Source organism: Actinopolymorpha cephalotaxi, assembly GCF_013408535.1.
Taxonomy (GTDB): domain Bacteria; phylum Actinomycetota; class Actinomycetes; order Propionibacteriales; family Actinopolymorphaceae; genus Actinopolymorpha; species Actinopolymorpha cephalotaxi.
In genome coordinates, this window is record NZ_JACBZA010000001.1 from 2,330,546 (window position 1) to 2,353,596 (window position 23,051).

Here is a 23,051-nt window from a genome sequence, read left to right on the forward strand (position 1 = left end):
GGTGACCGCCACGGGGGTGGAGCGGGCGGTCACCGGCTACCTCAACCACCTCAGCGTCGAACGCGGGCTGGCGGCCAACACGCTGGCGTCCTACCGCCGGGACCTGCGCCGGTACGCGGAGTTCCTGGCCGGGCGGGGGCTCGACCGGGCCGACCGGATCGGGCCCGCCGACGTCAGCGCGTTCCTCGTCCGGCTGCGGGAGGGTGACCCCGACCACCCTCCGCTCGGCGCGAGCTCGGCGGCGCGGACCGTGGTCGCCGTACGCGGGTTCCACAAGTTCGCCCACCGGGAGGGGCTGACGACGGACGACCCGGCGCGGGAGGTGAGGCCGCCGGTGCCGCCGCGCCGGCTGCCGAAGGCGCTGCCGGTGACCGACGTCGAACGCATCCTGGAGGCCTCCGGCGCCGGCGACACCCCACTGGCGCTGCGCGACCGGGCGCTGCTCGAACTCCTCTACGGCACCGGCGCGCGCATCTCCGAGGCGGTCGGCCTGGACGTCGACGACCTCGACCTGGACACCGGCGCGGTCCTGCTGCGTGGCAAGGGCGGGAAGGAGCGGATCGTGCCGGTCGGCTCCTACGCCGGCCGGGCCGTCACCGCCTACCAGGTGCGGGCCCGGCCCGCGCTTGCCGCCGGCGGCAAGGGCACCCCGGCGCTGTTCCTCAACGCCCGCGGCGGCCGGCTGTCCCGGCAGAGCGCGTGGACCGTGCTGCGGCACGCCGCCGAACGCGCGAACGTGCCCGCGGAGGTGTCGCCGCACACGCTCCGGCACTCCTTCGCGACCCACCTGCTCGACGGCGGCGCGGACGTCCGGGTGGTCCAGGAACTCCTCGGGCACGCGTCGGTGACGACCACGCAGGTCTACACGCTCGTCACCGTCGACAAGCTGCGCGAGGTGTATGCCGCGACACACCCCCGTGCGCGGGCGTGAAAGCCCGGGTTGGCACTACGGTCGTAGGCAGTACGGCGCATGTGCCGCCGGGATCGCTTCGAGGACCGGCGGTGGCTCGGTGCCCCTGGCCTCCCCGCCGGGTTCACCGGCAGGTGAGACTAGAGTTCCCAACCGCAGAGTCGCTGCCCGAGAAGGTGGGCCCGACGTGGCAGGAGGTTACGCGAGCCGTGAACGACTCGACGAACGGTGCCGGAACCGAGTCTGCCCAGCAGTCGCACGAGTCCGCGCAACAGTCGTACCAGCCTGAGCATCAGTCCGACCAGCAGGTGGTGCAGACGCCGGCGGCGCAGCAGTGGGGGACGACTCCCACGATCGACCCCGAGCCGGCACCCGAGCCGGACGTTGCTCCGGTGATCGACCCGTCCACTCCCGCGGACCCGTCGGTGATACCGCCGCCGACCGAGCCGACCGCACCGACGGTACCGCCGGTCCCGTCAGTCCCGTCAGGGCCGGTCGAGACCGAGGAGCCCGACCTGACGCCGGTCGCGCCCGCACCCAGCGCCGGTGACGGGGACAGGTCGTCCTCGCCCAAGCCGCGCCCGCAGTTCCCCGTCCCGCCGCCGCTGGAGAGCCACGGCCCGGCCCGCATCATCGCGATCGTCAACCAGAAGGGCGGGGTCGGCAAGACGACCACCGCCATCAACCTCGGTGCGTCGCTGGCCGAGCTCGGCCGCCGCGTGCTGCTGGTCGACTTCGATCCGCAGGCGTCGCTGACGATCGGGCTGGGTATCGACCCGCTGGCGCTGGAGGCCACGACGTACGACATGGTCATCGACCGTGACGTGACCGCCGAGGACATCCGGGTCAAGACCGCGGTCGACGGCATGGACCTGCTGCCCTCGGACATCTCGCTGTCCGGTGCGGAGATCCAGCTCGTCACCGAGGTCGCCCGGGAGACCACCCTGGCCCGTCAGCTGGAGTCGCTGCGGCCGGAGTACGACCTGATCCTGATCGACTGTCAGCCCTCGCTGGGTCTGCTCACCGTCAACGCGCTCACCGCCGCCGACGGTGTGATCATCCCGCTGGAGTGCGAGTACTTCGCCCTGCGCGGGCTCGGCTTCCTGGTCGACAAGACGATCAAGACCGTGCAGGAGCGCATCAACCCGCGGCTGAGGATCGAGGGCATCCTCGCCACGATGTTCGACATGCGGACGCTGCACGCCCGGGAGATCCTGGAGGAGGTCGTCGGCCGGTTCGGCGAGACGGTATTCCACACCGTGATCTCGCGTACGGTCCGCTTCCCCGAGACCAACAAGCTGGGCGAGCCGATCACGACCTACGCACCGAACAGCGTGGCCGCCGAGGCCTACCGCCAGCTCGCCCGCGAGCTGGTCGGCCGGCTCGGCTGATCCGGCTGACTCGGCTGACCACCGCACAGACCTTCGTGACCGACCACGTGAGCGTGCCCGCAGACGAGCCCGGAGACGAGCCGGCGCCCGGGGACCCCGCGCAGGGTGCGGCCGAGGAGGAGCCGGCGGCGGCGATCGGCCGGAGGAGCACGTTCACCGTCCGGCTGGACAACTTCGAGGGCCCGTTCGACCTCCTCCTCGGGCTGATCTCCAAGCACAAACTGGACGTCACCGAGGTGGCTCTGTCGGTGGTGACCGACGAGTTCATCGCCTACATCCGGGCGAAGGGCCCGGAATGGGACCTCGACCAGACCACGGAGTTCCTGCTCGTCGCGTCCACCCTGCTCGACCTCAAGGCCGCCCGGTTGCTGCCGCAGGGAGAGGTCGAGGACGAGGAGGATCTCGCGCTGCTGGAGGCCCGGGACCTGTTGTTCGCCCGGCTGCTGCAATACCGCGCGTACAAGCAGGTGGGTGGGCTGCTGGCGGAGCGGATGACGCGGGAGGCGCGCCGGTTCCCCCGTGCCGTGGGGCTGGAGGACCGGTTCGCCAAGCTGCTGCCCGAGGTGCTGATCGGCCTCGGCGTGGACGACTTCGCCCGGCTCGCTGCCCGGGCGATGCGCCCGCGCCCGGAGCCGGTGGTGTCGCTGGCGCACATCCACGCGCCCCGGGTCAGCGTGCGGGAGCAGGGCACCATCCTGGTCGAACGCCTGCGCCGGATACGCTCGACGACGTTCCGGGCGCTGGTGGCCGACTCGCCGAACGTCGTGACGACGATCGCGCGGTTCCTCGCTCTGCTGGAACTCTTCCGCGAGGGCGCGGTGACCTTCGAGCAGGCCGAGGCCCTGGCCGAGCTGACCGTGCGCTGGGCCGGTAGCGACGACGGCGCGGTCACGGTCAGCGACGAGTTCGACGAGCAGGACGGCGGCGGCGAGCAGGCCGAGCCGGAAGCCACCGACGAGCCAGAAGCGAACGACGAGCAGGACGGCGACGGCGAGCAGGACGAGCCGGATTCGACAGGAGACAGCACATGAGCGGTGCCGACGACGCGCCCGAGGTCGAGCGCCCGGTGCCGTCCACCGACCAGCCGGCGGAGGCCGCTGAGGCGGCCGAAGTGGGTGGGGTGGGTGCACCGGCCGAGCCGACCGAGGGCACCACGGCCGGCGCGGACGAGCAGGCCCCGGTTGACGAGGGGACTGGCGAGCAAGCTGCGGTTGACGGTGAGCAAGCTCCGATTGACGAGCAGGCCGCGGAGGCTCCGGCTGACGACGAGGCCGAGGAGACCCTCGACGTCGTCGTACCCGGTGATCTGCACGGGCCGATCGAGGCGATCCTGCTGATCGTCGACGAGCCGCTGTCTCCGGTCACACTGGCGCAGGTTCTCGGACGGCCCCGGCCCGACATCGACGAGGCTCTGCGCACCCTGTCCGCGGAGTACACCCTGCAGGAGCGTGGGTTCGACCTGCGCGAGGTCGCGGGCGGCTGGCGGCTCTACACACGCGAGGAGTACGCCGAGATCGTCCAGCGGTTCGTCCTCGACGGGCAGCAGGCCAAGCTCACCCAGGCCGCGCTGGAGACGCTGGCCGTGGTCGCGTACAAGCAGCCGGTCAGCCGGGCGCGGGTGTCGGCGATCCGCGGCGTCAACTGCGACGGCGTGATGCGCACGCTGGTGACGCGGGGGCTGGTGGAGGAGGCCGGCGCGGAGGGGGAGAGCAACGCGACGCTCTACCGCACCACGTCGTACTTCCTGGAACGCCTCGGCGTCCGGTCGCTGGAGGAGTTGCCGGACCTCGCGCCCTACCTCCCGGACATCGACGAGATGGAGGCCGAGCAGGTGAGTGCACCCGCGGAGGTGGCGCCGTCGGTTCCCGCGCAGATGCCGTTGGGCGACGCGGAGGACGTGGTGGAACCAGCCGTGGAGCCCGAGGCCGAGGGTGAGGCCGCGGCGGAACCGGACGACGACGTGGAGCCCGAGGTTGAGGACGACGTGGAGCCCGAGGCCACCGAGGCCGAACAGCAGGACGTGAGCACCGAACGGAGGACCGACGGCGATGGGTGAGTCCGAGGGCATTCGGCTGCAGAAGGTGCTCGCCCAGGCCGGGGTCGGCAGCCGGCGCGCCGGCGAGGAACTCATCGTCGCGGGCCGGGTCGAGGTCAACGGCCAGGTGGTGACGACGCTCGGCACCCGGGTCGACCCGAGCCGGGACTCGGTGCGTGTGGACGGCAAGCGGATCGCGGTGGACGACACCAAGGTCTACCTCGTCCTGAACAAGCCGCGCGGCGTGGTCAGCACGATGAGCGACCCGCAGGGCCGCCGCTGCCTCGGCGACCTGGTCAGCGACCGGCCGGAACGCCTGTTCCACGTCGGCCGGCTGGACACCGACACCGAGGGGCTGATCCTGCTGGTCAACGACGGGGAGTTCGCCCACCGGCTGGCGCACCCATCGTACGGCGTGCAGAAGACCTACGTCGCCGAGGTGCCCGGTCCGGTCTCCCCGCGGGTCGGCCGGGCGCTGCGGGAGGGCGTCGAACTCGAGGACGGCCCGGCACGCGCGGACGCGTTCCGTGTCGTGCACCAGTCCGGCGGCAAGGCCATGGTGGAGATCGTCATCCACGAGGGGCGCAAGCACATCGTCCGGCGGATGCTCGCCGAGGTCGGTCACCCGGTCCGCCGGCTGGCGCGTACGTCACTCGGTCCGGTGAAGATCGGCGACCTGGCCCCCGGGCAGGTCCGGCCGCTCAGCCAGGCGGAGCTCGGCACCCTGCTGGACACCATCGAGCTCTGACCCGGGCAGGCAGCCCGGCAGCCTGGGACCCCGGGAGCCGCGTCGACCTCGCGGGGCGACTCCTACCTCGGCAACGCCTCCAGCAGGTCGACGGTGCCGCGCTCGCCGTCCACCCGGATCCGGTCGCCGCTGCGCAGCCGGACGGTGGCGTTGCCGGTGCCGACGACGGCCGGGATGCCGAGTTCGCGGGCGACGATCGCGGCGTGCGACAGGGGAGCACCGATGTCGGTGACCACCGCGGCGGCCCGCGGGAACAGCGGAGTCCAGCCGATGTTGGTGACGGAGGTGACCAGGATCTCGCCCGGTCGCAGTTGCGCACCGTCCTCCGGGCTGGCGATGACGCGGGCGACGCCCTCCACGACTCCGGCCGCGCCGGCGAACCCGGTCACGGTCTCGGCCACCGGCGCGTGCTCGGCGGTCGCGTCGTACACGTCGAGCCGCCGGTTCGGGTCGGCGGCCCAGCGCACCGGGTCGAAGGCGCCGCGGATGAGCGTGGGGTAGACCGGCAGCGCGCGGTAGCGGTCGTACGCCGCCCGGCGCGCCGGAACCCGTGCCAGCGGAGCGTCGTCGCCGTCGAGGATCCGGACGATCTCCTCGATGGCGCAGAAGAAGAGGTCGTCGCCGTGGCCGGTCAGCTCACCGGCCCGCCGGACGAGGATCCGCATCGCCCAGAACGCCCGGATCACCTCCGACCGCGCGGCCTCACGTGCCCGGGCGGCGTGCGCCGCGCGGTCGACGTGGCGGCGCAGCGCGGAGAGCTCCCGCGGCCGGAGCCGGGCGCGCGTGCGTTCCCAGGCCGCCTCGCGTGCCTGCTGCTGGCGGGCGAGCAGGTCGGTCGCGTCTTCGTGGGCGCCGTCCATCGCGGCGAGCTCGCGGTCGACCCAGCCGGGATCCTCGGCCGGACGCGGCACGGACACCTCGAACTCGTGCGGCCCGCGGTGGCCCCACTGGTGGACGTAGGTGTCCCGGTCGAGCTGTCCCCGGCGTACCCGCGCCAGCCCGACCAGCGGGCCGAGGCTGGCCAGTTCGCCGTCGGCGGTGTGCAGGCCGGTGAGCAGGGCGTTCGCGTCGCCTTCACCGGCCACCTTGCGGACCCGGCGCCCGATCGTCGCCAGCGCGTTGCCGTCCATCCGGGAGCCGGCGGCCAGCATCCGGCTGGTGTCCCGCAGGTACGGCTCACCCTCGCCCGCCCACACCCTCGCCAGCGCCGAGGTGGTGTCCGCGGCTGCGATCGCGGCGCGGACGCGCTCGAAGCGGGCGGGCGCGTCGGCGACCAGGGCCGGGAAGTTCTTCTGGTACGTCCGCAACCGGCGGTAGAACGGCACCACCTCGCCGAGCACGCTTGCGACGAGTCGCCACCGCGAGAGCGGCAGCGCCGGGATCGTGACGCCGTCCGGGATCCGGCCGAAGATCTCCGGGATGCTCGAGTAGAACAGCTTCGACATGCCGAACGCCTGGGCGGCCGCCGCGGCGACGCTGAGGTTGAGGTAGAACCTGCCGCCGATGTTGCCGGACAGCCGGTGCTCCCCGACGGCCGACAGCGCCATCGTGTCCGCCATGAAGATGTTGATCAGCGACCAGGTGCAGGGCGTCATCACGTCCGGGATCGCCTCGCCGAGGTTGCCCGACGTCCACAGGTAGTCACCGCGCAGGCTGTCGTTCCACTCCTCGGTCCCGGTGGCGGGCAGCCCGGTCGGAAGTCCGGTGACCGGCCGGGCCTGGACGAGGAAGAACTGCCCGTCGTGGCGGGCCCACTCGACGTCCATCGGGCAGCCGTAGAGCTCCTCCACGTCGACGCCGATCCGGGCCAGCTCGCCGGCCTGCCGGTCGTCGAGGACCGGGGCGTTCCGCAGGTGCGGCGGCACGGGTTCCTCGTGCGTGCCCTGCTCGGTGCGTACCGTCCGTACGGACTTGTCGCCGGTCTCGCGGTGGGCCACCGCGAAGGTCTCGCGGTCGACGAGCAGGGAGTCGGGGGTGACCTGGCCGCCGACGAGGGCCTCGCCCAGCCCCCAGGTGGCGTCGACGTGGACGTACGCACGGTCGCCGGTCATCGGGTCGACGGTGAACATCACGCCGGCGGAGTCGGCCGTGACGAGTTCCTGCACCACGACGGCGAGGGCGACGTCAGAGGCGGGGATGCCGTGCCGGATCCGGTACGCGATCGCGCGGGCGGTCCACAGCGAGGCCCAGCACCGGCGTACCGCGTCCAGCACGGCGTCGCGGCCGCGGAGGTTGAGGTAGGTGTCCTGCTGGCCGGCGAACGACATCCCCGGCAGGTCCTCCGCGGTGGCCGAGGAACGCACCGCGACCGGGAGGTTGCCGTCGTCCAGACTCGCGTACGCCTGCTCGACCGGGGCGGAGACCTCGGCCGGTACGGCGCCCTCGGCGAACAGCCGGCCGATCTTTCGCGCCGCCTCCTCGCATCGGGTGGGCTCGTCGGCGCGCAGTCCGGACACGGCGGCGAGGATCCGGTCCTGTCGGCTGTCCCGGCCGACGAACGCGCGGTACGCCGCGGTCGTCACCTGGAAGCCGGGCGGCACCGGCAGACCGGCGCGGGCGAGGCGGGCCAGGGAGGCACCCTTGCCGCCGACCTCGGCGATGCCGGCGGAGGGGTGGTCGAGGGGGAGGACGTACGGAAGAGGTGTCTCGGGGTGGGCGGTGTCGGGGCGTGCGGAGTCGGGGCCGGTCTGGCCCGGGCCCTGTGGGTGGCCCGGGCGACCTGGGTGGCGGGCCTGGTCGGTGGAATCGGCGTTCACCGGGGCAGTGCTCCCTTCGTGGAGCATCCAGCGCGCGCGGCGCCTGGAGTCGTTGACCAGATGAACGCATCTGGTCAACGTGGAAGCTACTCCCGGCCGATCCGGTGGTCAACGGCGAAACCCGCTGGGTGACGAACGCCACTCGTCGCGGGGGATCCGCGAGTCACGAACGCGAAGCGCCCGCCGCCCTACCGGCGGCTGAGCCGGATCGGGCGGCGGGCGCGTTCCTCGTGGGCGCCGGGCTCCGGGGGGAGGCACCGGCACCCTGCGTGGCGGACGTCAGCCGCGGGCACCGCCTCCGGCGGGTTCCACCTCGCGCGCGCCGGTGTCGTGGCCCGCGCCACCTCTGTCGTGGTCGCCGCGGTCGCCGTGGTCGTCGACCATCGTGGCCTCGTCGAACGGCGCCCGGCCGGCGAAGACCTCGCGCGCCCGCTCCCGGTCGTACTCACCGGTCCAGGTGCCCACCAGGACCGTCGCGACGGCGTTCCCGGCGAAGTTCGTCAGCGCCCGGGCCTCGGACATGAAGCGGTCGATGCCCACGATCAGGCCCACGCCGTCTACCAGGTCGGGCCGGTGGCTCTGCAGGCCGCCGGCCAGTGTCGCCAGCCCGGCTCCGGTGACTCCGGCCGCGCCCTTGGAGGCGATCACCATGAAGACCAGCAGGGAGATCTGCTCGCCGATCGCCAGCGGCTTGCCGAGCGCGTCCGCGACGAACAGCGAGGCCATCGTCAGGTAGATCGCGGTCCCGTCGAGGTTGAAGGAGTAGCCCGTCGGCACGGTGATGCCGACCACGGAACGGCTCACTCCCAGGTGTTCCATCTTGGCGATCAGCCGCGGCAGCGCCGACTCCGACGACGACGTGGACACGATCAGCAGGAACTCCCGTGCCAGGTAGCGCAGCAGGGAGAAGATCGACGTCTTCGCGACCAGGCGCAGCAGCAGGCCGAGGACGACCACGACGAAGATGAGACAGGTGGCGTAGAACCCGAGCATGATCTGGGCGAGGCTGATCAGCGCGTCCACGCCGGTCGCGCCGACCACCGCGGCGATCGCGCCGAACGCGCCGATCGGCGCCAGCCACATGATCATGGACAGGATCCGGAAGACCAGGCGCTGGATGACCGCGATCGCGCCGAGCACGGACTCGCCGGGCCGGCCGAGTCCCTGCACCGCGAAACCGACCAGCAGGGCGACCAGCAGGGTCTGCAGCACCTGCTCACCGGTCAGGGCGGACAGCAGCGTGGTGGGGATGATGCCCAGCAGGAACTCGCTGGTGGACTTCGCCTCCGAGGACACCTGTTCGTGGCCGGCCGAGCGCAGTGCCTCGGTCAGGTGCAGACCGGAGCCGGGGTGGATCAGGTTGCCGATCACCAGGCCGATCGCCAGCGCGACCGTCGACATGGCGAGGAAGTACACCAGGGCGAGGCCACCGACCCGGCCCACCTTGGCGGCCTGGCGTACCGAACCGACGCCGAGCACGATCGTGCAGAAGATGATCGGGCTGATCATCATCCGGATCAGGGCCACGAAACCGTCCCCGACCGGCTTCAGCGACATGCCGAAGTCCGGGAACAGCAACCCGACCGCGGCGCCGAGAACCACAGCCACGATCACCGCGGGATACAGGAAGTGGATGCGGTCGCGGCGCGGCGCGGCCGGTCGGTCCTCGGACGGCGTCTGACCTGTCATGGGCTCTCCTGACCTTCCGGCGGAGGAGGACGACCATCCTGGTTGCCGAAGGGGTGCGCCGGCAGTGACCGTCTCCTGATGATCACGCCGACGGTTCGGCGCGCGGCGAAATCTACCGGCCTGGCGGCCACCCGCATCCCCGGCTGCCGATCATGAGCCGGACCGGTCGCTCTCGCGGTCCGAACTCGCGGTCCGAACTCGCGGTCCGAACTCGCGGTCCGAACTCGCGGTCCGAACTCGCGGTCCGAACTCGTGGGGACCAGAGGTGGACGACGAGCCGCTGCCCGGGTACGACTGACGTGCGACCTGGCGAACGACCGAACGTGCGGCCGTCCGGACGCTGCGTGAGTGACGCGCGGGCGCGGCGCGCCGGGAGGCGGTGTGCGTGCGGTTGCCCGCTGCGCATGCGTACGCTGCTTCGGCGGTGAAAATGAAGATCCGCAACGAATCCGTCGGCTGAGGACTGGTGAACGTGAGTGCGGTGAGGGCCGGAACAACCCTCGGGCGTTACCGCCTCGAGGAGCTGCTGAGTCGCGGCGGCATGGGCGAGGTGTGGCGTGCACACGACTCCACCCTGGGCCGGCCGGTCGCGGTCAAGCTGCTCCACGCGGGCGTGACCGAGGCCGGTGACCGGGAGCGCTTCGTCCGCGAGGCGCGAGCCGCCGCCCAGCTCAGCCACCGCAACGTCGTCGCGGTCTTCGACGTCGGCGAGTGGTCCGGTCGGCCGTTCCTGGTGATGGAGCTGCTGGACGGGCGTACTCTCGCCGCCATCCTGTCCGCCCGCGGCCCGCTGCCTCCCGACGACGTACGCGACCTCGGCGCCCAGGCGGCCGCCGGGCTGCACGCGGCACACCAGGCCGGGGTGGTCCACCGCGACGTCAAGCCGAGCAACCTCGTCCGTACCCAGGACGGCTCGCTGAAGGTCGTCGACTTCGGCATCGCCCGGGTGCTCGACGAGGCCTCCACCCGGCTCACCCGCACCGGGACGATCGTCGGCACCGCCTCCTACCTCGCCCCCGAGCAGGTCCGCGGCCGGTCCGCCGACGCGCGCAGCGACCTGTACGCCCTGGGCTGCGTGCTCTACCAGCTGCTGACCGGCCGGACGCCGTTCGTCGGCGGCTCGACCGAGGTGGTGTACGGCCATCTGCACAACCCGCCCACGGCACCGTCCCGGCTGCGCCCGGGCGTCCCGGAGGACCTGGACCAGCTGGTCCTCGGCCTGCTGGCCAAGGAGCCCGACGACCGTCCGGCCGACGCGGCCGCGGTCCGGACCGCGCTGCTGACCACCTCCACGACCACGTCCACGGCCTCGAACGGGTCGGCCGGGGCGAACGGCCGGGCCGGGCCGGACCCGGCGGAGGCGGCGACCGCGCTGACGCCGGCGGTGGCCGTCGCCGGAGGTGCCGCCGCCGGAGGTGCCGCCGCCGGAGGTGCCGCCGCCGCGAACGGATGGGCCTCGGCCGGGCAGGTCGGTGCTGGGGACGAGGCCGGTGACGGGGACGGGGCCGGAACGCCCGCCCACTCCGAGCAGGCCACCCGTACCTTCGCCCTCCCCGAGCTGGAACGCGATGACGCCGCCGGTGAACGGAACGCCGGTGGACGGGACGCCGACGGTGGAGGAGACGGCAGGCCGCCGGCCCGCCCGGTCGCCCCTGCTCGTCCTCGTCGCCGGTCGGGCAGCCTTGCCGTCCTGGCGGTGGCGGCCGTCCTCGCGGTGGCGTTGCTGGGCGCGTCGTTGTGGGTCTGGAAGAACACCGCGCGGTCCAGTGACACTCCGGCGGCGGGCGGCCGGCAGGCCGCCCCGTCGGCCACCGGACACCGCAGCCCGAGCCCGAGCAAGACCCAGAGCCGGCCGAACAAGGCAACGCCCGCGCCGCGCTCCACCACCCGGGTGTCGGAGTCCGGCAACTCCGGGGACGCGAACACTCCCGCCGTCGGCTCGCCGGCCTGGCTGAACCGCCTCGACGCCGCACTGGCGTTCCTGTCCTCGACCGGGCGGGTCGACCCCAAGGTCGCCGACCGGCTGCGCGAGTCGGTGGACAAGGCCCGCCAGGCGTACGCGGACGGTGACCCGGAGAAGGCCCGTGAGCGGATGCAGAAGCTGCGTGAGGAGTTCGCGAAGGCCAACCGCGCCAACGACCTTCCGGCGGGCGGGACGCTGGACAGGATCCTCGGCGCGGGCTGGCAGGGTGAGCAGGGCCCCACTGCCGGCAAAGGCAACGACAGGCACGGAAACAAGGGGCCCGGCAAGAACAACGGGCACGGTAAGAACAACTGAGAGCCGTCGACGGCTCGCGGCGGAGGGGACCCGACATGAGCGTCGTCCGGTGGCAGGCACAGACCCGGGACCAGCTGACCGCGTTGCTGCCCGAGGCGGTGGTGGTGCTCCCGATCGGCGCCACCGAGCAGCACGGGCCCCACCTGGCGACCGGGACCGACGCGCTGCTGGCCGAGACCGCGGCCACCCGGGCGGTCGAGCTGGCCGCCGAGTCCGCCGCGCGCCCTCTCGTCCTCGCCCCGACCCTGCCGATCGGTGCGTCCGACCACCACCTGCCGTTCGGGGGAACGCTGTCCCTGCGGCCGGAGACGCTGCTCGCCCTGCTCCTCGACGTGGCCCGCTCCGTGGCCGACTGCGGCGGGCGCCGGCTGGTGATCGTGAACGGCCACGGCGGGAACCGCGGCATCTGCTCGGCCGCGGCCGCCGCCGCGTCCGTCCGGTCGCCGATCACCGTGGGCTACCTCGACTACTGGGACGGTGCGGCGGACGCCGATCTCGGTGGTACGCCGCTGCCCGGGCACGCGGGCGGGTTCGAGACCTCCCTGGTGCTGGCCGTCGACCCCGAGCTCGTCACCGAACGCGCGCCGCGTACAGACGTACCCACGATCCCGGCGGTGCCCGGGGTGGAGATCCAGCGGCAGGCGTCCTGGCACGACCAGGACGGCTACACCGACGACCCGGCCAAGGCCGACGCGGCCCAGGGCCGGGAGTGGCTGGACCACCTGGTCCGCCGGCTCGCCGGCCAGCTGGTCGACCTGGCCGCCGCGATCTGAGGCTGCCCGGAGCCGTCTCGATCCACGGTTGACCTTGTCGCGGCGTCAACCTGTGCAATGGGTGCATGCGCATCGGTGAACTCGCCACCCTCGTCGGGGTGTCCACGCGTACGGTCCGGCACTACCACCACCAGGGGCTGCTGCCCGAGCCCGAACGACTCGCCAACGGCTACCGGGAGTACCGCCTGCGGGACGCGGTCGTCCTCGCCCGCGTCCGCCGGCTGACCGAGCTCGGGCTGTCGCTGGAGGAGATCCGCGACGTGCTCGCCGACGAGCGGGGCCGGGACCTGCGCGAGGTGCTGGCCGAGCTCGACGCCGACCTGGCCCGGCAACAGGAGGCGATCGGTGCCAGACGGGCCCGGCTCACCGCGCTGCTGGCTCAGGGCGAGCTGGATCCGGACTCCACGGTGTCGCCCGAGCTGGCGGCCCTCCTGCGGGACCTGCCCACCGAGGGGTCGGCGTTCGGGCAGTTCGACCGGGACCTGATCACGGTGTTCGACGCGGGCGCCGACCAGGCCGACCGGGCGAGCTTCGCCGAGCTGTTCCGGGCACTGCCGGAGGAGACCACCGGCGGGGGAGCGCGCGAGATCTACCGGAAGCTGGACGAGCTCGCCGGCGCCGACCCGGCCGACCCCCGCGTCGGCGCGCTCGCCGCCGAGCTCGCCGCGTACCTGCCGGAGGAGATCGCCTCGGCGATGGTCGCCAGCGTCGACGACCCGGAGACCGGTCAGTGGCTGGCGACGATGACGCGTGAGCTGTCCGCGGCACAGGTCGAGGTCTTCCGGGCGCTGGTGACCAGGCTGCGGGACCGTGGACCATGCTGACCGCCGTCCGGCGGGTCCGGTCCGCGATCCCGGTCCCGGTGCGCCGGGTGATGAGCTTCGACCTGCGGGGCATGGTCAGCATCGCGCTGTGGATCGCGCGCCGGCGGCACGGCGTACCCACCGGTGCCACGGCTGTCTCCTACTCCCGCGCGCAGACGCCGCTGACCGCGCTGTTCCTGTTCTTCATGGTGGTCGAGCTGGTGGCGCTGGAGGTCGTCCTGCGGGCGCTGCACGCACCGGTGGTGCTGCGTTCGGTGTTCCTGCTGGTCGACGCCTACGCCGTCGTGGCCGTCCTCGCGATGCTCGCCGCGGCGATCACCCGGCCGCACGTGGTCTCCGCGCAGGAGGTACGCGTCCGGTACGGCGCGTTCTTCGACCTGCGGGTGCCCCGGGACCGGATCGCCGCGGTACGCCGGGCCGGCAACCACAACGAGAGCGGCATGGTCACGGTGGCCGGCGACCAGCTCGCGGTGGCGGTCTCGTCCCAGACCAACCTCGTCCTCGACCTGACCGAACCCGTCACGGTCGTCCGCCCGCTCGGCCGGCAGGCGAGGGTACGCACCGTCCGCTTCTACGCCGACGACCCGGTGGCCGCGCACGCCGCGCTGCGCCCGGCCGCCGATGACCGACAGCGGCAGGAGTCGGTCTGATCATGGTTTGTGTACGTCTCGCCAGGGCAGGCTGGCAGCGGACGTCCACGACTGGGAGGCCGCCATGACCGCCGGATCGGCCGCGACGGACATCACCAACGCCACCGGCCCGGGTGCGACCGTGCCGACAGGGCCGACTGGCCTGGACGACGCCGACCTGGCGCTGATCGACGCCTACTGGCGGGCCGCCAACTACCTGTCCGTCGGCCAGATCTACCTGCTCGACAACCCGATGCTGCGCCGGCCGCTGGAACCCGCCGACATCAAGCCCAGGCTGCTCGGGCACTGGGGCACCACACCGGGACTCAACCTGGTCTACGCGCACCTGAACCGGCTCATCCGCGCCCACGACGTGTCCGCGATCTTCGTCACCGGACCCGGTCACGGTGGCCCCGGCCTGGTCGCCAACACCTACCTCGAGGGCACCTACAGCGAGGTCTACCCGCACATCAGCCAGAACGTCGCGGGCATGCGCCGGCTGTTCCGTCAGTTCTCCTTCCCCGGCGGCATTCCGAGCCACGTCGCGCCGGAGACGCCGGGGTCGATCAACGAGGGCGGCGAGCTCGGCTACTCCCTGGTGCACGCGTACGGCGCGGCGTTCGACAACCCCGACCTGCTGGTGTGCTGCGTCGTCGGCGACGGCGAGGCGGAGACCGGAGCGCTCGCGGCCGGCTGGCACTCCGACAAGTTCCTCGACCCCCGGCACGACGGTGCCGTCCTGCCGGTGCTGCACCTGAACGGCTACAAGATCGCCAACCCGACGGTGCTGGCCCGCATCCCCGAGCGCGACCTGTGCAGTCTGCTGGAGGGGTACGGCTACCGCCCGCTGGTCGTGGCCGGCGACGACCCGGCCGCGGTGCACCGGAAGCTGGCCGCGGCGATGGAGACCGCGTACGACGGGATCCGGGCGATCCAGCAGGCGGCGCGTTCGGGCCGGGCGACGGCGGCGGGGGACGGCGAGCGGCCGCGCTGGCCGATGATCGTGCTGCGTACCCCCAAGGGATGGACCGGCCCGCGCGAGGTCGACGGGATCCGGGTCGAGGGGACGTTCCGCGCGCACCAGGTCCCGTTGAGCGAGGTGCGCACCAACCCCGCCCACCTGGAGCTGCTGGCCGAGTGGATGCGCAGCTACCGCCCGGAGGAGCTGTTCGACGCCGACGGCCGGCTGCGGCCCGAGCTCGCCGCCCTCGCGCCGACCGGCACCCGGCGGATGGGCGCCAACCCGCACGCCAACGGCGGCCTGCTGCTCCAGGGCCTGGACCTTCCGGACTTCGCGGCGTACGGCGTGGACGTGCCGGCACCGGGCGCCACCACGGACGCACCGACCAGGGTGCTGGGCACCTGGCTGCGCGACGTGATCCGCGACAACCCCACGACGTTCCGGATGTTCGGGCCGGACGAGACCGCGTCCAACCGGCTGTCGGCGGTGTTCGAGGCGACCGACCGGGCGTGGGACGCCGAAGTCGAGCCGGGCGACGACCACCTCGGTCCGGACGGCCGGGTGATGGAGGTGCTGTCGGAGCATCTGTGCCAGGGCTGGCTGGAGGGTTATCTGCTCACCGGCCGGCACGGATTGTTCAACTGCTACGAGGCGTTCATCCACATCGTCGACTCGATGGTCAACCAGCACGCCAAGTGGCTGAAGGTGTGCCGGCAGATCCCGTGGCGGGCGCCGATCGCCTCCCTCAACTACCTGCTCTCCTCCCACGTGTGGCGCCAGGACCACAACGGCTTCTCCCACCAGGACCCCGGCTTCCTCGACCACGTGGTGAACAAGAAGGCCGAGATCGTACGGATCTACCTGCCGCCGGACACCAACACGCTGCTGTCGGTGTACGACCACTGCCTGCGCAGCCGCGACTACATCAACGTCGTCGTGGCCGGGAAGAACCCCGCGCCCAACTGGCTGTCGATGCCGGACGCGATCGCCCACTGCACCCGCGGCATCGGGATCTGGGAGTGGGCGAGCAACGACCACGGCGAGGTGCCCGACGTGGTGCTCGGCTGCGCCGGCGACGTGCCCACGCTGGAGACGCTGGCCGCGGTCGACCTGCTCCGCCGGCACCTGCCCGAGCTGAAGGTCCGGGTCGTCAACGTGGTCGACCTGATGCGGTTGCAGCCCGCGTCGGAGCACCCGCACGGCCTGCCCGACCGGGAGTTCGACGCGCTGTTCACCACCGACCGGCCGGTGATCTTCGCCTTCCACGGCTACCCGCTGCTGATCCACCGGCTGACGTACCGCCGGACCAACCACGACAGCTTCCACGTGCGCGGCTACAAGGAGGAGGGGACCACCACCACGCCGTTCGACATGGTGATGCTGAACGACCTGGACCGCTTCCACCTGGTCATCGACGTGATCGACCGGGTGCCGGGCCTCTCGGTCCGGGCGGCCGGGCTGCGCCAGCAGATGGTGGACGCCCGGCTGTGGGCCCGGCGCTACACCCGGGACAACGGCGAGGACCAGCCGGAGATCAGTGACTGGACCTGGCCCGGTGGCCATCCCTCCAGGGAACAGGAGAGTGCCCGATGAGGGTGCTGGTGGTGAACGCCGGGTCGGCGACGCTGAAGCTGTCCCTGCTGGAGGACGACAAGCTGCTGGACAGCCGGCACGTGGAGACCTCCGACCCCGAGTCCGGCCGCAAGGCGCTGGCCGAGGCGCTGGAGGCGATGGATCGTCCGGACGCGGTCGGCCACCGGGTGGTGCACGGCGGTCCGGCGTACACCCGGGCGGTCCGGATCGACCCGCGGGTGCGCGCGCGGCTGGGGGAGTACACCTCGCTCGCGCCGCTGCACCAGCCCGCCGCGCTCGCCGGGATCGACCTGGTGTCCGAGCAACTCCCGGACGTGCCGGCGGTGGCCTGCTTCGACACCGCGTTCCACTCCACGCTGCCGCCGGCCGCCTCGACCTACGCGCTGCCGGCGCGGTGGCGGGAGGAGTACGGCCTGCGCAGGTACGGCTTCCACGGGCTGTCCGCCGCCTATGCCGCCCGCCGCGCCGCCGAGTTGGTGGACCGCCCGGTGCAGGAGCTGCGAACCGTGGTCTGCCACCTCGGCGCCGGCGCGTCGGCGACCGCGGTCCGGGCAGGCCGCAGCGTCGACACGACGATGGGGTTCACACCGCTGGCCGGGCTGGTGATGGCCAGCCGCCCCGGCGACGTCGACCCCGGCCTGCTGGTGTGGCTGCTGCGCAACGGCGTGGTCGACACAGAGGGCCTGGACGCCGCGCTGGAACACGACAGCGGGCTGACCGGCCTGGCGGGTACGCCGGACATGCGGCAGGTGGTCGAGCGTGCGCAGGCGGGGGATGCGCAGGCCAGCCTCGCGATCGGGGTGTACGTCCACCGGCTGCGCGGGCTGGTCGCGGCGATGACGGCGAGCCTGGGCGACCTGGACGTGCTGGTCTTCACCGGAGGCGTCGGCGAGCACGCCCCGCTGGTCCGGTCCCGCACCGTGGAGGGGCTGGCCTTCCTCGGACTGGCGCTGGACGACGAGGCGAACTCCCGGGCCGAGGGAGACACCGACCTCACCGCGCCGTCGGCCCGGGCGCGGACGCTGGTGATCGAGGCGCGGGAGGACCTCCAGATCGCCGCGGAGGTACGCCGGCTCTGCCAGTGAGCCGGGCTTCAGTCCTGGTGGGCGTTCAGCCCGGTGTACAGCGCGCGCAGGTGCTGGGTGCGGTCGGCGGCGCTGAGCACGTCGGTGGAGTCGGCGAACTGGTCGACCGACCCGACCAGCGGCAGTGCCCGCAGCCAGGGATCCTCGATCCTGCTCCGGCACGCCTCCGCGAACCCGCCCGCGTCCGGCACCCGGAACGGCCTGCTGTGATAAGGCCGTACGTGCGGGTCGACCGGATCGCTCACCCCGGACTCGTTGTGCCACCTGCCGGCCAGTTCGTACGCCTCGACCAGTGCCTGCTCGCGGCTCGCGAAGTCGGTGGCCGCCACCGCCCGCCGCAGCGGCGGGACGAGCGCCTCCGCCCTCGGCAGCCGGGCGAACGCGGTGCCGACCCACTTCGTGTACGGGCGGTACTCCCGGGCGAGCAGGAACCCCAGCCCCATCAGATCGCGGACCAGCCGGCCGGCCAGCACCGCGGAGCCGAGGTCGTCACCCACCTCGGCGGTCCGGCCCACGAACGCCACCTCCTGCGCGATCCGGCCCCACTGAGCTGCGACCAGCCACCGCCACACGTCCGGCGGGTACCACGCCAGCGCCTCCCGGGTCGCCGCCAGCTCACCGGCCGGGTCCGCGTACACCGCGCCGCGGACCACTCCGAGCAACTGCTGCTGCGGCACGGTCAGCCAGTCGAGGGTGCTCATCCCGTCCAGCGGCTGCACGCCGAGCTGGCCCTGCAGCCAGTCCCGCCAGGTGAGCACGTCGACCCGGTGCTCCTCGGGCGCGTCGTCCCAGCCGAACCGGACCGGCCAGCCGCGGAACTCCCTCGGCAGCCCGGCGTCGACCCGGGCGCGCACCGCGTCCACGTCGGCCTCGCCGACGAACACCTGCAGCCGGGGACCCCAGCCGTGGTCGGTGGAGCGGTCGGTGTCGTAGCCGAGGACGTCCGACCCCCAGCCCAGCAACGCCGCGGCGTGCTCCGCGGGTCGTACGAGGGGGGCGACGACCTCGGTGTGGAAGGCTGCATTGAGTTCCAGGGCGGGAACGAAGGTGGCAGGCACGCGGCCCATCCTGGCGGCACCGGCCCGGGCGTACGCAATCGGTTTTCGGTGCTTTCGGGGTTCAGGGTTTCAGCACACGGGAGGATCACCCGATGACCAGCACACCGGACCGCGCGAGCGCCCGGCAGTTCTACTACCGCTTCCTCGTCGAGCTGTGGGGCGCCGAACCCGCTCAGCGCGCCCGGCTCGCCGCCGAGCTCGTGACCGACGACTTCGCCATCCGCCGCGGCGGGCACGACGACCCCGCCCGCGGCCCGAAGGCCCTGCTCGCGCTGGTCGAGCAGAGCACCGCGCTGTTCGACGACATCGACGTACGGATCGACCAGGGGCCGATCGCGGACGGTGACATGGTGGCCGCGCGCTGGACATTCACCGGCAGCTACCGCGGCGGACTGCCGGGGGCCCGGGCACCGGAGGGGACGCGGGTGGCATTCTCTGGGCTGGACCTGGTGCGGCTGGCAGACGGCCGCGCCGCGGAGTACTGGGTGTCCTCGGACGCCGACCATCTGATGCGGCAGCTTCAGGTCCAGAGCTGAACCCCCGCTCAGCGGGGACTTTTCGTCGGTGTCGAAGGAGGACGTGCGTGAGTGAGCTGGACGCGGCTGCGGTGACGGCCTGGCTGGGTGGCGGCGAGGAGTACGCCACATTTGTGGCGGAGCTGGACCGGGTGGGCCCGCCCGACACCGAGGTCACCCTGGCCGAACCCGCCCAGGTGCAGGCGCTGGCCGAGCCGCTCGGACTGCACGCCGACGACGCGGCCGACATCGTGGCCACCAGGTTCACCGCGGCCGAGGACCCGCAGCTGTGGTGGCTCCTGCAGCGGTGCCACGAGCACCTGGTCTCCGGCACGGGCACCCTGGACTCGGAGTGGCTGCGCTGGCCGAACCTCCCCGCGGAGCTGGGTGCCAAGGGGCGGTTCTTCTACGTCCACGTCTTCCTCGCCTCGATCCCGGCGCTGCTGCGCTACCACGAGAGCCGCGCCATCCCGGCATCGGACAGCTGGCCGATCCTGGCCGACCTCGGCCGCCAGATCGCGATCTACCGCCGGATCCACGGGGTCGGCGGCCTGGACGTGCAGGGCTGGTTCGCGCTGCACTTCCGCGGCCTGATCTACGACTTCGGCCGGCTGCAGTTCAACCGGGCGCTGGTCAACTTCGACGACGAGACGATCTCCGCCGGGGGCGCGCCGTTCCGCAAGGGCGACCCGGTGCTCGGCGTACACATCCCGGAGTCCGGGCCGATGACGCCCGAGGCGTGCGACGAGTCGTTCCGCCGCGCCCGGGAGTTCTACGACCGGTACTTCCCCGAGGACAAGTACCGCTACGGCGTCTGCTCGTCCTGGCTGCTCGACCCGCAGCTGGCCGAGTACCTGCCCGAGGACTCCAACATCATCCGGTTCCAGCGGCGGTTCGAGCTCCTGCCGGGCGGCCACGACGGCGACCGGGACGTGTTCCAGTTCGTCTTCCGGATGATCAATCCGACGGTCGACCAGCTTCCCCGGCGGACGACGCTGGAGCGCGCGGTCGCCGCGCACCTCGAGGCCGGCAAGCACTGGCAGGTGCGCTCGGGCTGGGTCGCGCTGTAGGGCGTACGCCAAGGTCGGTAGGAACCGCGTGGCAGTGGGTGGCCGTCCTCAGACGAGGGCGGCCACCACGCGTTCGCAGCGCGGCGGGTCGATGGTGAGGCCGACGTCCAGCCCCCACAGCCAGTAGTCGACCGCGCGGACGATCGCCCAGGCGCGGGCCCGGTCGGGGTCCAGCCCGCCGGCCGCGGTCAGGACGCTCAGCAGACGGCGGATCGACCAGGCGTCCGGGGCCTCGTCGACCCGGGTCCACATCAGCTCCGGCACCGCGAACTCCGGATCGCCGGCGACCGGTTTGGGGTCGATCGCCAGCCAGGGTTCGCGGTCGGCCGCCAGCACGTTGCCGTAGTGCAGGTCGGCGTGCACCAGGTCGGTGCCCGCGTCGGCGGCGAGGTCGCGGGCCGTCGCGGCGACCCGGTCGATCCACCGCGCCGGCACCGGATCACCGAGAGCGCGCTGCCGCTCGTGTGCCGTCGCCGCGATCTCGGCGCCGAGGTCGGCGAGCTTCGGGGTTCCGGCGGGCAGCGGCTGGTCCGTCGTGAGCGGCACCGTGAGCCGACGCAGCAGCCCGCCGGCGATCCCGGCCGCGTCGTACAGCTCGAGGTCGGCGAGCGAGCGCCCGGCGTCCAGGCGCTCCAGCAGCAGGGCGCCGTCCTCGGGTCGGGCGGCGAGCAGCCGGACGATGCCCCGCCCGTCCCACGCCCGCAGCGCCTCGGCCTCCCTCGCCGTGCTCAGCGGATCCCAGCAGACCTTGAGGACGCACGGCTGCGAGCCGTGCAGGGCGGTGAAGACCAGGCTGTTGGCGCCGTGCCGCGGCGGATCGGGCAGCACCTCCACCGCCCACTGCCGGGCCAGTTCGGCCACGAGGTCGGGCAGCCGGTCGAGCCAGGTGTGGGCGTCCGGTCCGGCGAGCAGGACCCGCTCGTCCACGAAGCTCGGGGGTACGACGATCCGCATGGTGCTCCCTGTGCCGGTCCTCACCCGCTCGGGCCGCGACAGATCGGCGGCGGGTCCGGACGTGCCGAGCGCGCGTCCCCGGCGGGGACGATACCGGCGGCCGGCCGGGGTGGTCACGCGGGTTTCGGCCCAGGATCGCGTACGCCCGGTTCGCGCGGTCCGTCCCGCTACGCGGCGTCGCCCGGGAGGCGCCCGGGGAGCGCCCGGGGACGGCACTGTGGGGCACGTCGATAGGCTGGCCCGGAACCCGTACGGAAGGAAACCACGGTGGCTGTCCGGGCAGTGCGTGGCGCGACCCAGCTCGAGGTCGACGAACGAGAACACCTGCTGGAGCGGGTCGCGGAGCTCGTCCGCACCGTCCTGCACAGCAACGACCTCACCAACGACGACCTGATCAGCGTCATCTTCACCGCCACCTCCGACGTGCAGTCGGAGTTCCCCGCCTACGCCGCCCGGCTGATGGGGATGACCGACGTCCCGCTGCTGTGTGCGCGGGAGCTGGAGATCGGCGGCGGGATGCCGCTGGTGGTGAGGTTGCTCGCCCACGTGGAGACCGACCTCACCCGTGACGAGGTGACGCACGTCTACCTGCACGGTGCGGCCGCGCTGCGACGCGACCTGGCCCACGTGCACGCCGTACCCGACGAGACACAGGCATGACCGAGCCGCCGTTCCGCCGCGTGGTGGTGATCGGGGCCGGCCTGATGGGCACCTCGGTCGCGCTGGCGCTGCGCCGGTACGGCGTGGAGGTGCTGCTGGAGGACGCCGACCCGGGCAACCTGCGGGTCGCGGTGTCGCTCGGCGCCGGCGTGCCCGTGACTCCGGCCGAGGCGCTGGCCAACAACACGGCGGACTCCGCGGACCTGGTGGTGGTCGGCGTACCCCCGTCGGCGCTGGGCACGGTGATCGCCGACGCGCTGACCCGCTTCCCCGGTGCCGCCGTCACCGACCTCGGCAGCGTCAAGGCCGCCGCCCTCGCCGGCACCCGGGCACACGCTTCCACGCAAGCAGGGCTGGACCGTTACGTCGGCGGGCACCCGATGGCCGGCAGCGAGCAGTCCGGTCCGCTGGCAGCCCGCGCCGACCTGTTCGACGGCCGGGCCTGGGCGGTGACCCCGCACGCCGACAGCCGTCCGGACGCGGTGGCCGCGGTGGAGCGGTTGGCCCGTACGTGCGGAGCGTTTCCCGTCCAGCTCTCACCAGGTGAGCACGACGAGGCGGTCGCGCTGGTCTCCCACCTTCCCCAGGTCGCCTCGACCGTGGTCGCCGGCCTGCTGACCACCGCCGCGGAGGGGCACCTCGTCCTCGCCGGCCAGGGGTTGCGGGACGTGACCCGGATCGCCGGCGGCGACCCGGAGCTGTGGACGCAGATCCTGTCCGCCAACGCCGAGCCGGTCGCCCGGCTCCTGCACGAGGCCGCCGACAACCTGCACCGGGTCGCGCACACCCTGGAGAAGCGGGACGCGGCCGAGGCCGGGCTGGCCGACCTGCGTACATCCCTGGAACGCGGCGCGACCGGCGTACGCCGGCTGCCCGGCAAGCACGGAGCGCGACCGGAGGCGTTCAGCCCGGTACCCGTCCTGCTGCCCGACCAGCCGGGGGAGCTGGCGCGGCTGTTCGCCGATGTGGGCGCCGCCGGGGTCAACATCGAGGACGTACGCATCGATCACAGCCCGAACACCCCGGCCGGCCTGGTCGAGCTCTGGGTCCACGAGGATGCCGTTCCCGCCCTGTTGGAGGCCCTGGCTCACCACGGGTGGGACGTGCACGGGTAGCCTCCCC

Annotated in this window: 19 protein-coding genes; 15 read left to right on the plus strand and 4 right to left on the minus strand. The window is 72.9% G+C overall.

Translation table 11 applies throughout. The features are described 5' to 3' along the window. Position 1 precedes the first annotated feature (1 nt). The 5 genes from xerD (at position 2) to FHR37_RS10365 (ending at position 5,084) form a co-directional block, all read left to right on the plus strand. Positions 2 to 931, plus strand: a complete 930-nt coding sequence (gene xerD / locus FHR37_RS10345) for a site-specific tyrosine recombinase XerD (RefSeq protein ID WP_092884517.1) — start codon at positions 2 to 4, stop codon at positions 929 to 931. A gap of 494 nt (positions 932 to 1,425) precedes the next feature. Beyond that, positions 1,426 to 2,301, plus strand: coding sequence for a ParA family protein (locus FHR37_RS10350; protein WP_175542599.1), 876 nt, complete (start codon positions 1,426 to 1,428; stop codon positions 2,299 to 2,301). 47 nt (positions 2,302 to 2,348) lie between these two features. Then, positions 2,349 to 3,332 (plus strand): segregation and condensation protein A, encoded by a 984-nt coding sequence (locus FHR37_RS10355; protein WP_378079763.1) that lies wholly within the window; start codon positions 2,349 to 2,351, stop codon positions 3,330 to 3,332. Then, a complete protein-coding gene (gene scpB / locus FHR37_RS10360; RefSeq protein ID WP_092884515.1) occupies positions 3,329 to 4,357 on the plus strand; it encodes an SMC-Scp complex subunit ScpB in 1,029 nt (342 codons plus the stop codon). The genes FHR37_RS10355 and scpB overlap by 4 nt, the downstream gene beginning before the upstream one ends. Next, complete coding sequence (locus FHR37_RS10365; protein ID WP_092884513.1) at positions 4,350 to 5,084, plus strand: pseudouridine synthase; 735 nt, start codon at positions 4,350 to 4,352, stop codon at positions 5,082 to 5,084. The genes scpB and FHR37_RS10365 overlap by 8 nt, the downstream gene beginning before the upstream one ends. Before the next feature lie 62 nt (positions 5,085 to 5,146). Here FHR37_RS10365 and FHR37_RS10370 read toward each other — a convergent pair whose 3' ends face one another. After that, positions 5,147 to 7,840 carry a PEP/pyruvate-binding domain-containing protein gene (locus tag FHR37_RS10370; RefSeq protein WP_237768879.1) on the minus strand — a complete coding sequence of 898 codons (2,694 nt, stop codon included), beginning with the start codon at positions 7,838 to 7,840 and terminating at the stop codon, positions 5,147 to 5,149. Between the two features lie 279 nt (positions 7,841 to 8,119). After that, on the minus strand, positions 8,120 to 9,529 hold the full coding sequence (locus FHR37_RS10375) for a cation:dicarboxylate symporter family transporter (protein ID WP_092884508.1): 1,410 nt from the start codon (positions 9,527 to 9,529) through the stop codon (positions 8,120 to 8,122). 472 nt (positions 9,530 to 10,001) lie between these two features. Here FHR37_RS10375 and FHR37_RS10380 point away from each other — a divergent pair, with 472 nt between their 5' ends. From FHR37_RS10380 to FHR37_RS10405, 6 genes are all read left to right on the plus strand, one after another. After that, positions 10,002 to 11,807 (plus strand): serine/threonine-protein kinase, encoded by a 1,806-nt coding sequence (locus FHR37_RS10380; RefSeq protein ID WP_139239033.1) that lies wholly within the window; start codon positions 10,002 to 10,004, stop codon positions 11,805 to 11,807. 35 nt (positions 11,808 to 11,842) lie between these two features. Further along, positions 11,843 to 12,580: a creatininase family protein gene (locus tag FHR37_RS10385; protein WP_092884504.1), complete on the plus strand. Its 738-nt coding sequence runs from the start codon at positions 11,843 to 11,845 to the stop codon at positions 12,578 to 12,580. Between the two features lie 65 nt (positions 12,581 to 12,645). Further along, the gene (locus tag FHR37_RS10390; RefSeq protein ID WP_175542587.1) at positions 12,646 to 13,404 is read left to right on the plus strand and encodes a MerR family transcriptional regulator; all 759 of its coding nucleotides are present in this window, start codon (positions 12,646 to 12,648) and stop codon (positions 13,402 to 13,404) included. Further along, the gene (locus FHR37_RS10395; RefSeq protein ID WP_092884502.1) at positions 13,398 to 14,054 is read left to right on the plus strand and encodes a hypothetical protein; all 657 of its coding nucleotides are present in this window, start codon (positions 13,398 to 13,400) and stop codon (positions 14,052 to 14,054) included. The genes FHR37_RS10390 and FHR37_RS10395 overlap by 7 nt, the downstream gene beginning before the upstream one ends. A gap of 64 nt (positions 14,055 to 14,118) precedes the next feature. Then, positions 14,119 to 16,587, plus strand: coding sequence for a phosphoketolase family protein (locus tag FHR37_RS10400; protein ID WP_092884500.1), 2,469 nt, complete (start codon positions 14,119 to 14,121; stop codon positions 16,585 to 16,587). Further along, positions 16,584 to 17,672 (plus strand): acetate/propionate family kinase, encoded by a 1,089-nt coding sequence (locus FHR37_RS10405; protein WP_092884498.1) that lies wholly within the window; start codon positions 16,584 to 16,586, stop codon positions 17,670 to 17,672. The genes FHR37_RS10400 and FHR37_RS10405 overlap by 4 nt, the downstream gene beginning before the upstream one ends. Positions 17,673 to 17,680: 8 nt before the next feature. On the opposite strand, the gene FHR37_RS10410 is transcribed toward FHR37_RS10405, so the two are convergent. Continuing rightward, positions 17,681 to 18,730 (minus strand): DUF4037 domain-containing protein, encoded by a 1,050-nt coding sequence (locus FHR37_RS10410; RefSeq protein WP_092884620.1) that lies wholly within the window; start codon positions 18,728 to 18,730, stop codon positions 17,681 to 17,683. A gap of 92 nt (positions 18,731 to 18,822) precedes the next feature. On the opposite strand from FHR37_RS10410, the gene FHR37_RS10415 reads away from it, so the two are divergent. Both FHR37_RS10415 and FHR37_RS10420 read left to right on the plus strand, forming a co-directional pair. Continuing rightward, positions 18,823 to 19,266 (plus strand): ester cyclase, encoded by a 444-nt coding sequence (locus tag FHR37_RS10415; protein ID WP_092884496.1) that lies wholly within the window; start codon positions 18,823 to 18,825, stop codon positions 19,264 to 19,266. 47 nt (positions 19,267 to 19,313) lie between these two features. Then, on the plus strand, positions 19,314 to 20,315 hold the full coding sequence (locus FHR37_RS10420; protein WP_092884494.1) for an acyltransferase domain-containing protein: 1,002 nt from the start codon (positions 19,314 to 19,316) through the stop codon (positions 20,313 to 20,315). A 48-nt stretch (positions 20,316 to 20,363) separates the two neighbouring features. On the opposite strand, the gene FHR37_RS10425 is transcribed toward FHR37_RS10420, so the two are convergent. After that, positions 20,364 to 21,269 carry an aminoglycoside phosphotransferase family protein gene (locus FHR37_RS10425; protein ID WP_092884618.1) on the minus strand — a complete coding sequence of 302 codons (906 nt, stop codon included), beginning with the start codon at positions 21,267 to 21,269 and terminating at the stop codon, positions 20,364 to 20,366. Positions 21,270 to 21,536: 267 nt separating this feature from the next. Here FHR37_RS10425 and aroH point away from each other — a divergent pair, with 267 nt between their 5' ends. Continuing rightward, positions 21,537 to 21,929 (plus strand): chorismate mutase, encoded by a 393-nt coding sequence (aroH, locus tag FHR37_RS10430; protein ID WP_092655379.1) that lies wholly within the window; start codon positions 21,537 to 21,539, stop codon positions 21,927 to 21,929. Beyond that, positions 21,926 to 23,044, plus strand: a complete 1,119-nt coding sequence (locus tag FHR37_RS10435; RefSeq protein ID WP_092884492.1) for a prephenate dehydrogenase — start codon at positions 21,926 to 21,928, stop codon at positions 23,042 to 23,044. Before aroH ends, FHR37_RS10435 begins: the two co-directional genes overlap by 4 nt. The last annotated feature ends 7 nt before the right edge of the window (positions 23,045 to 23,051 follow it).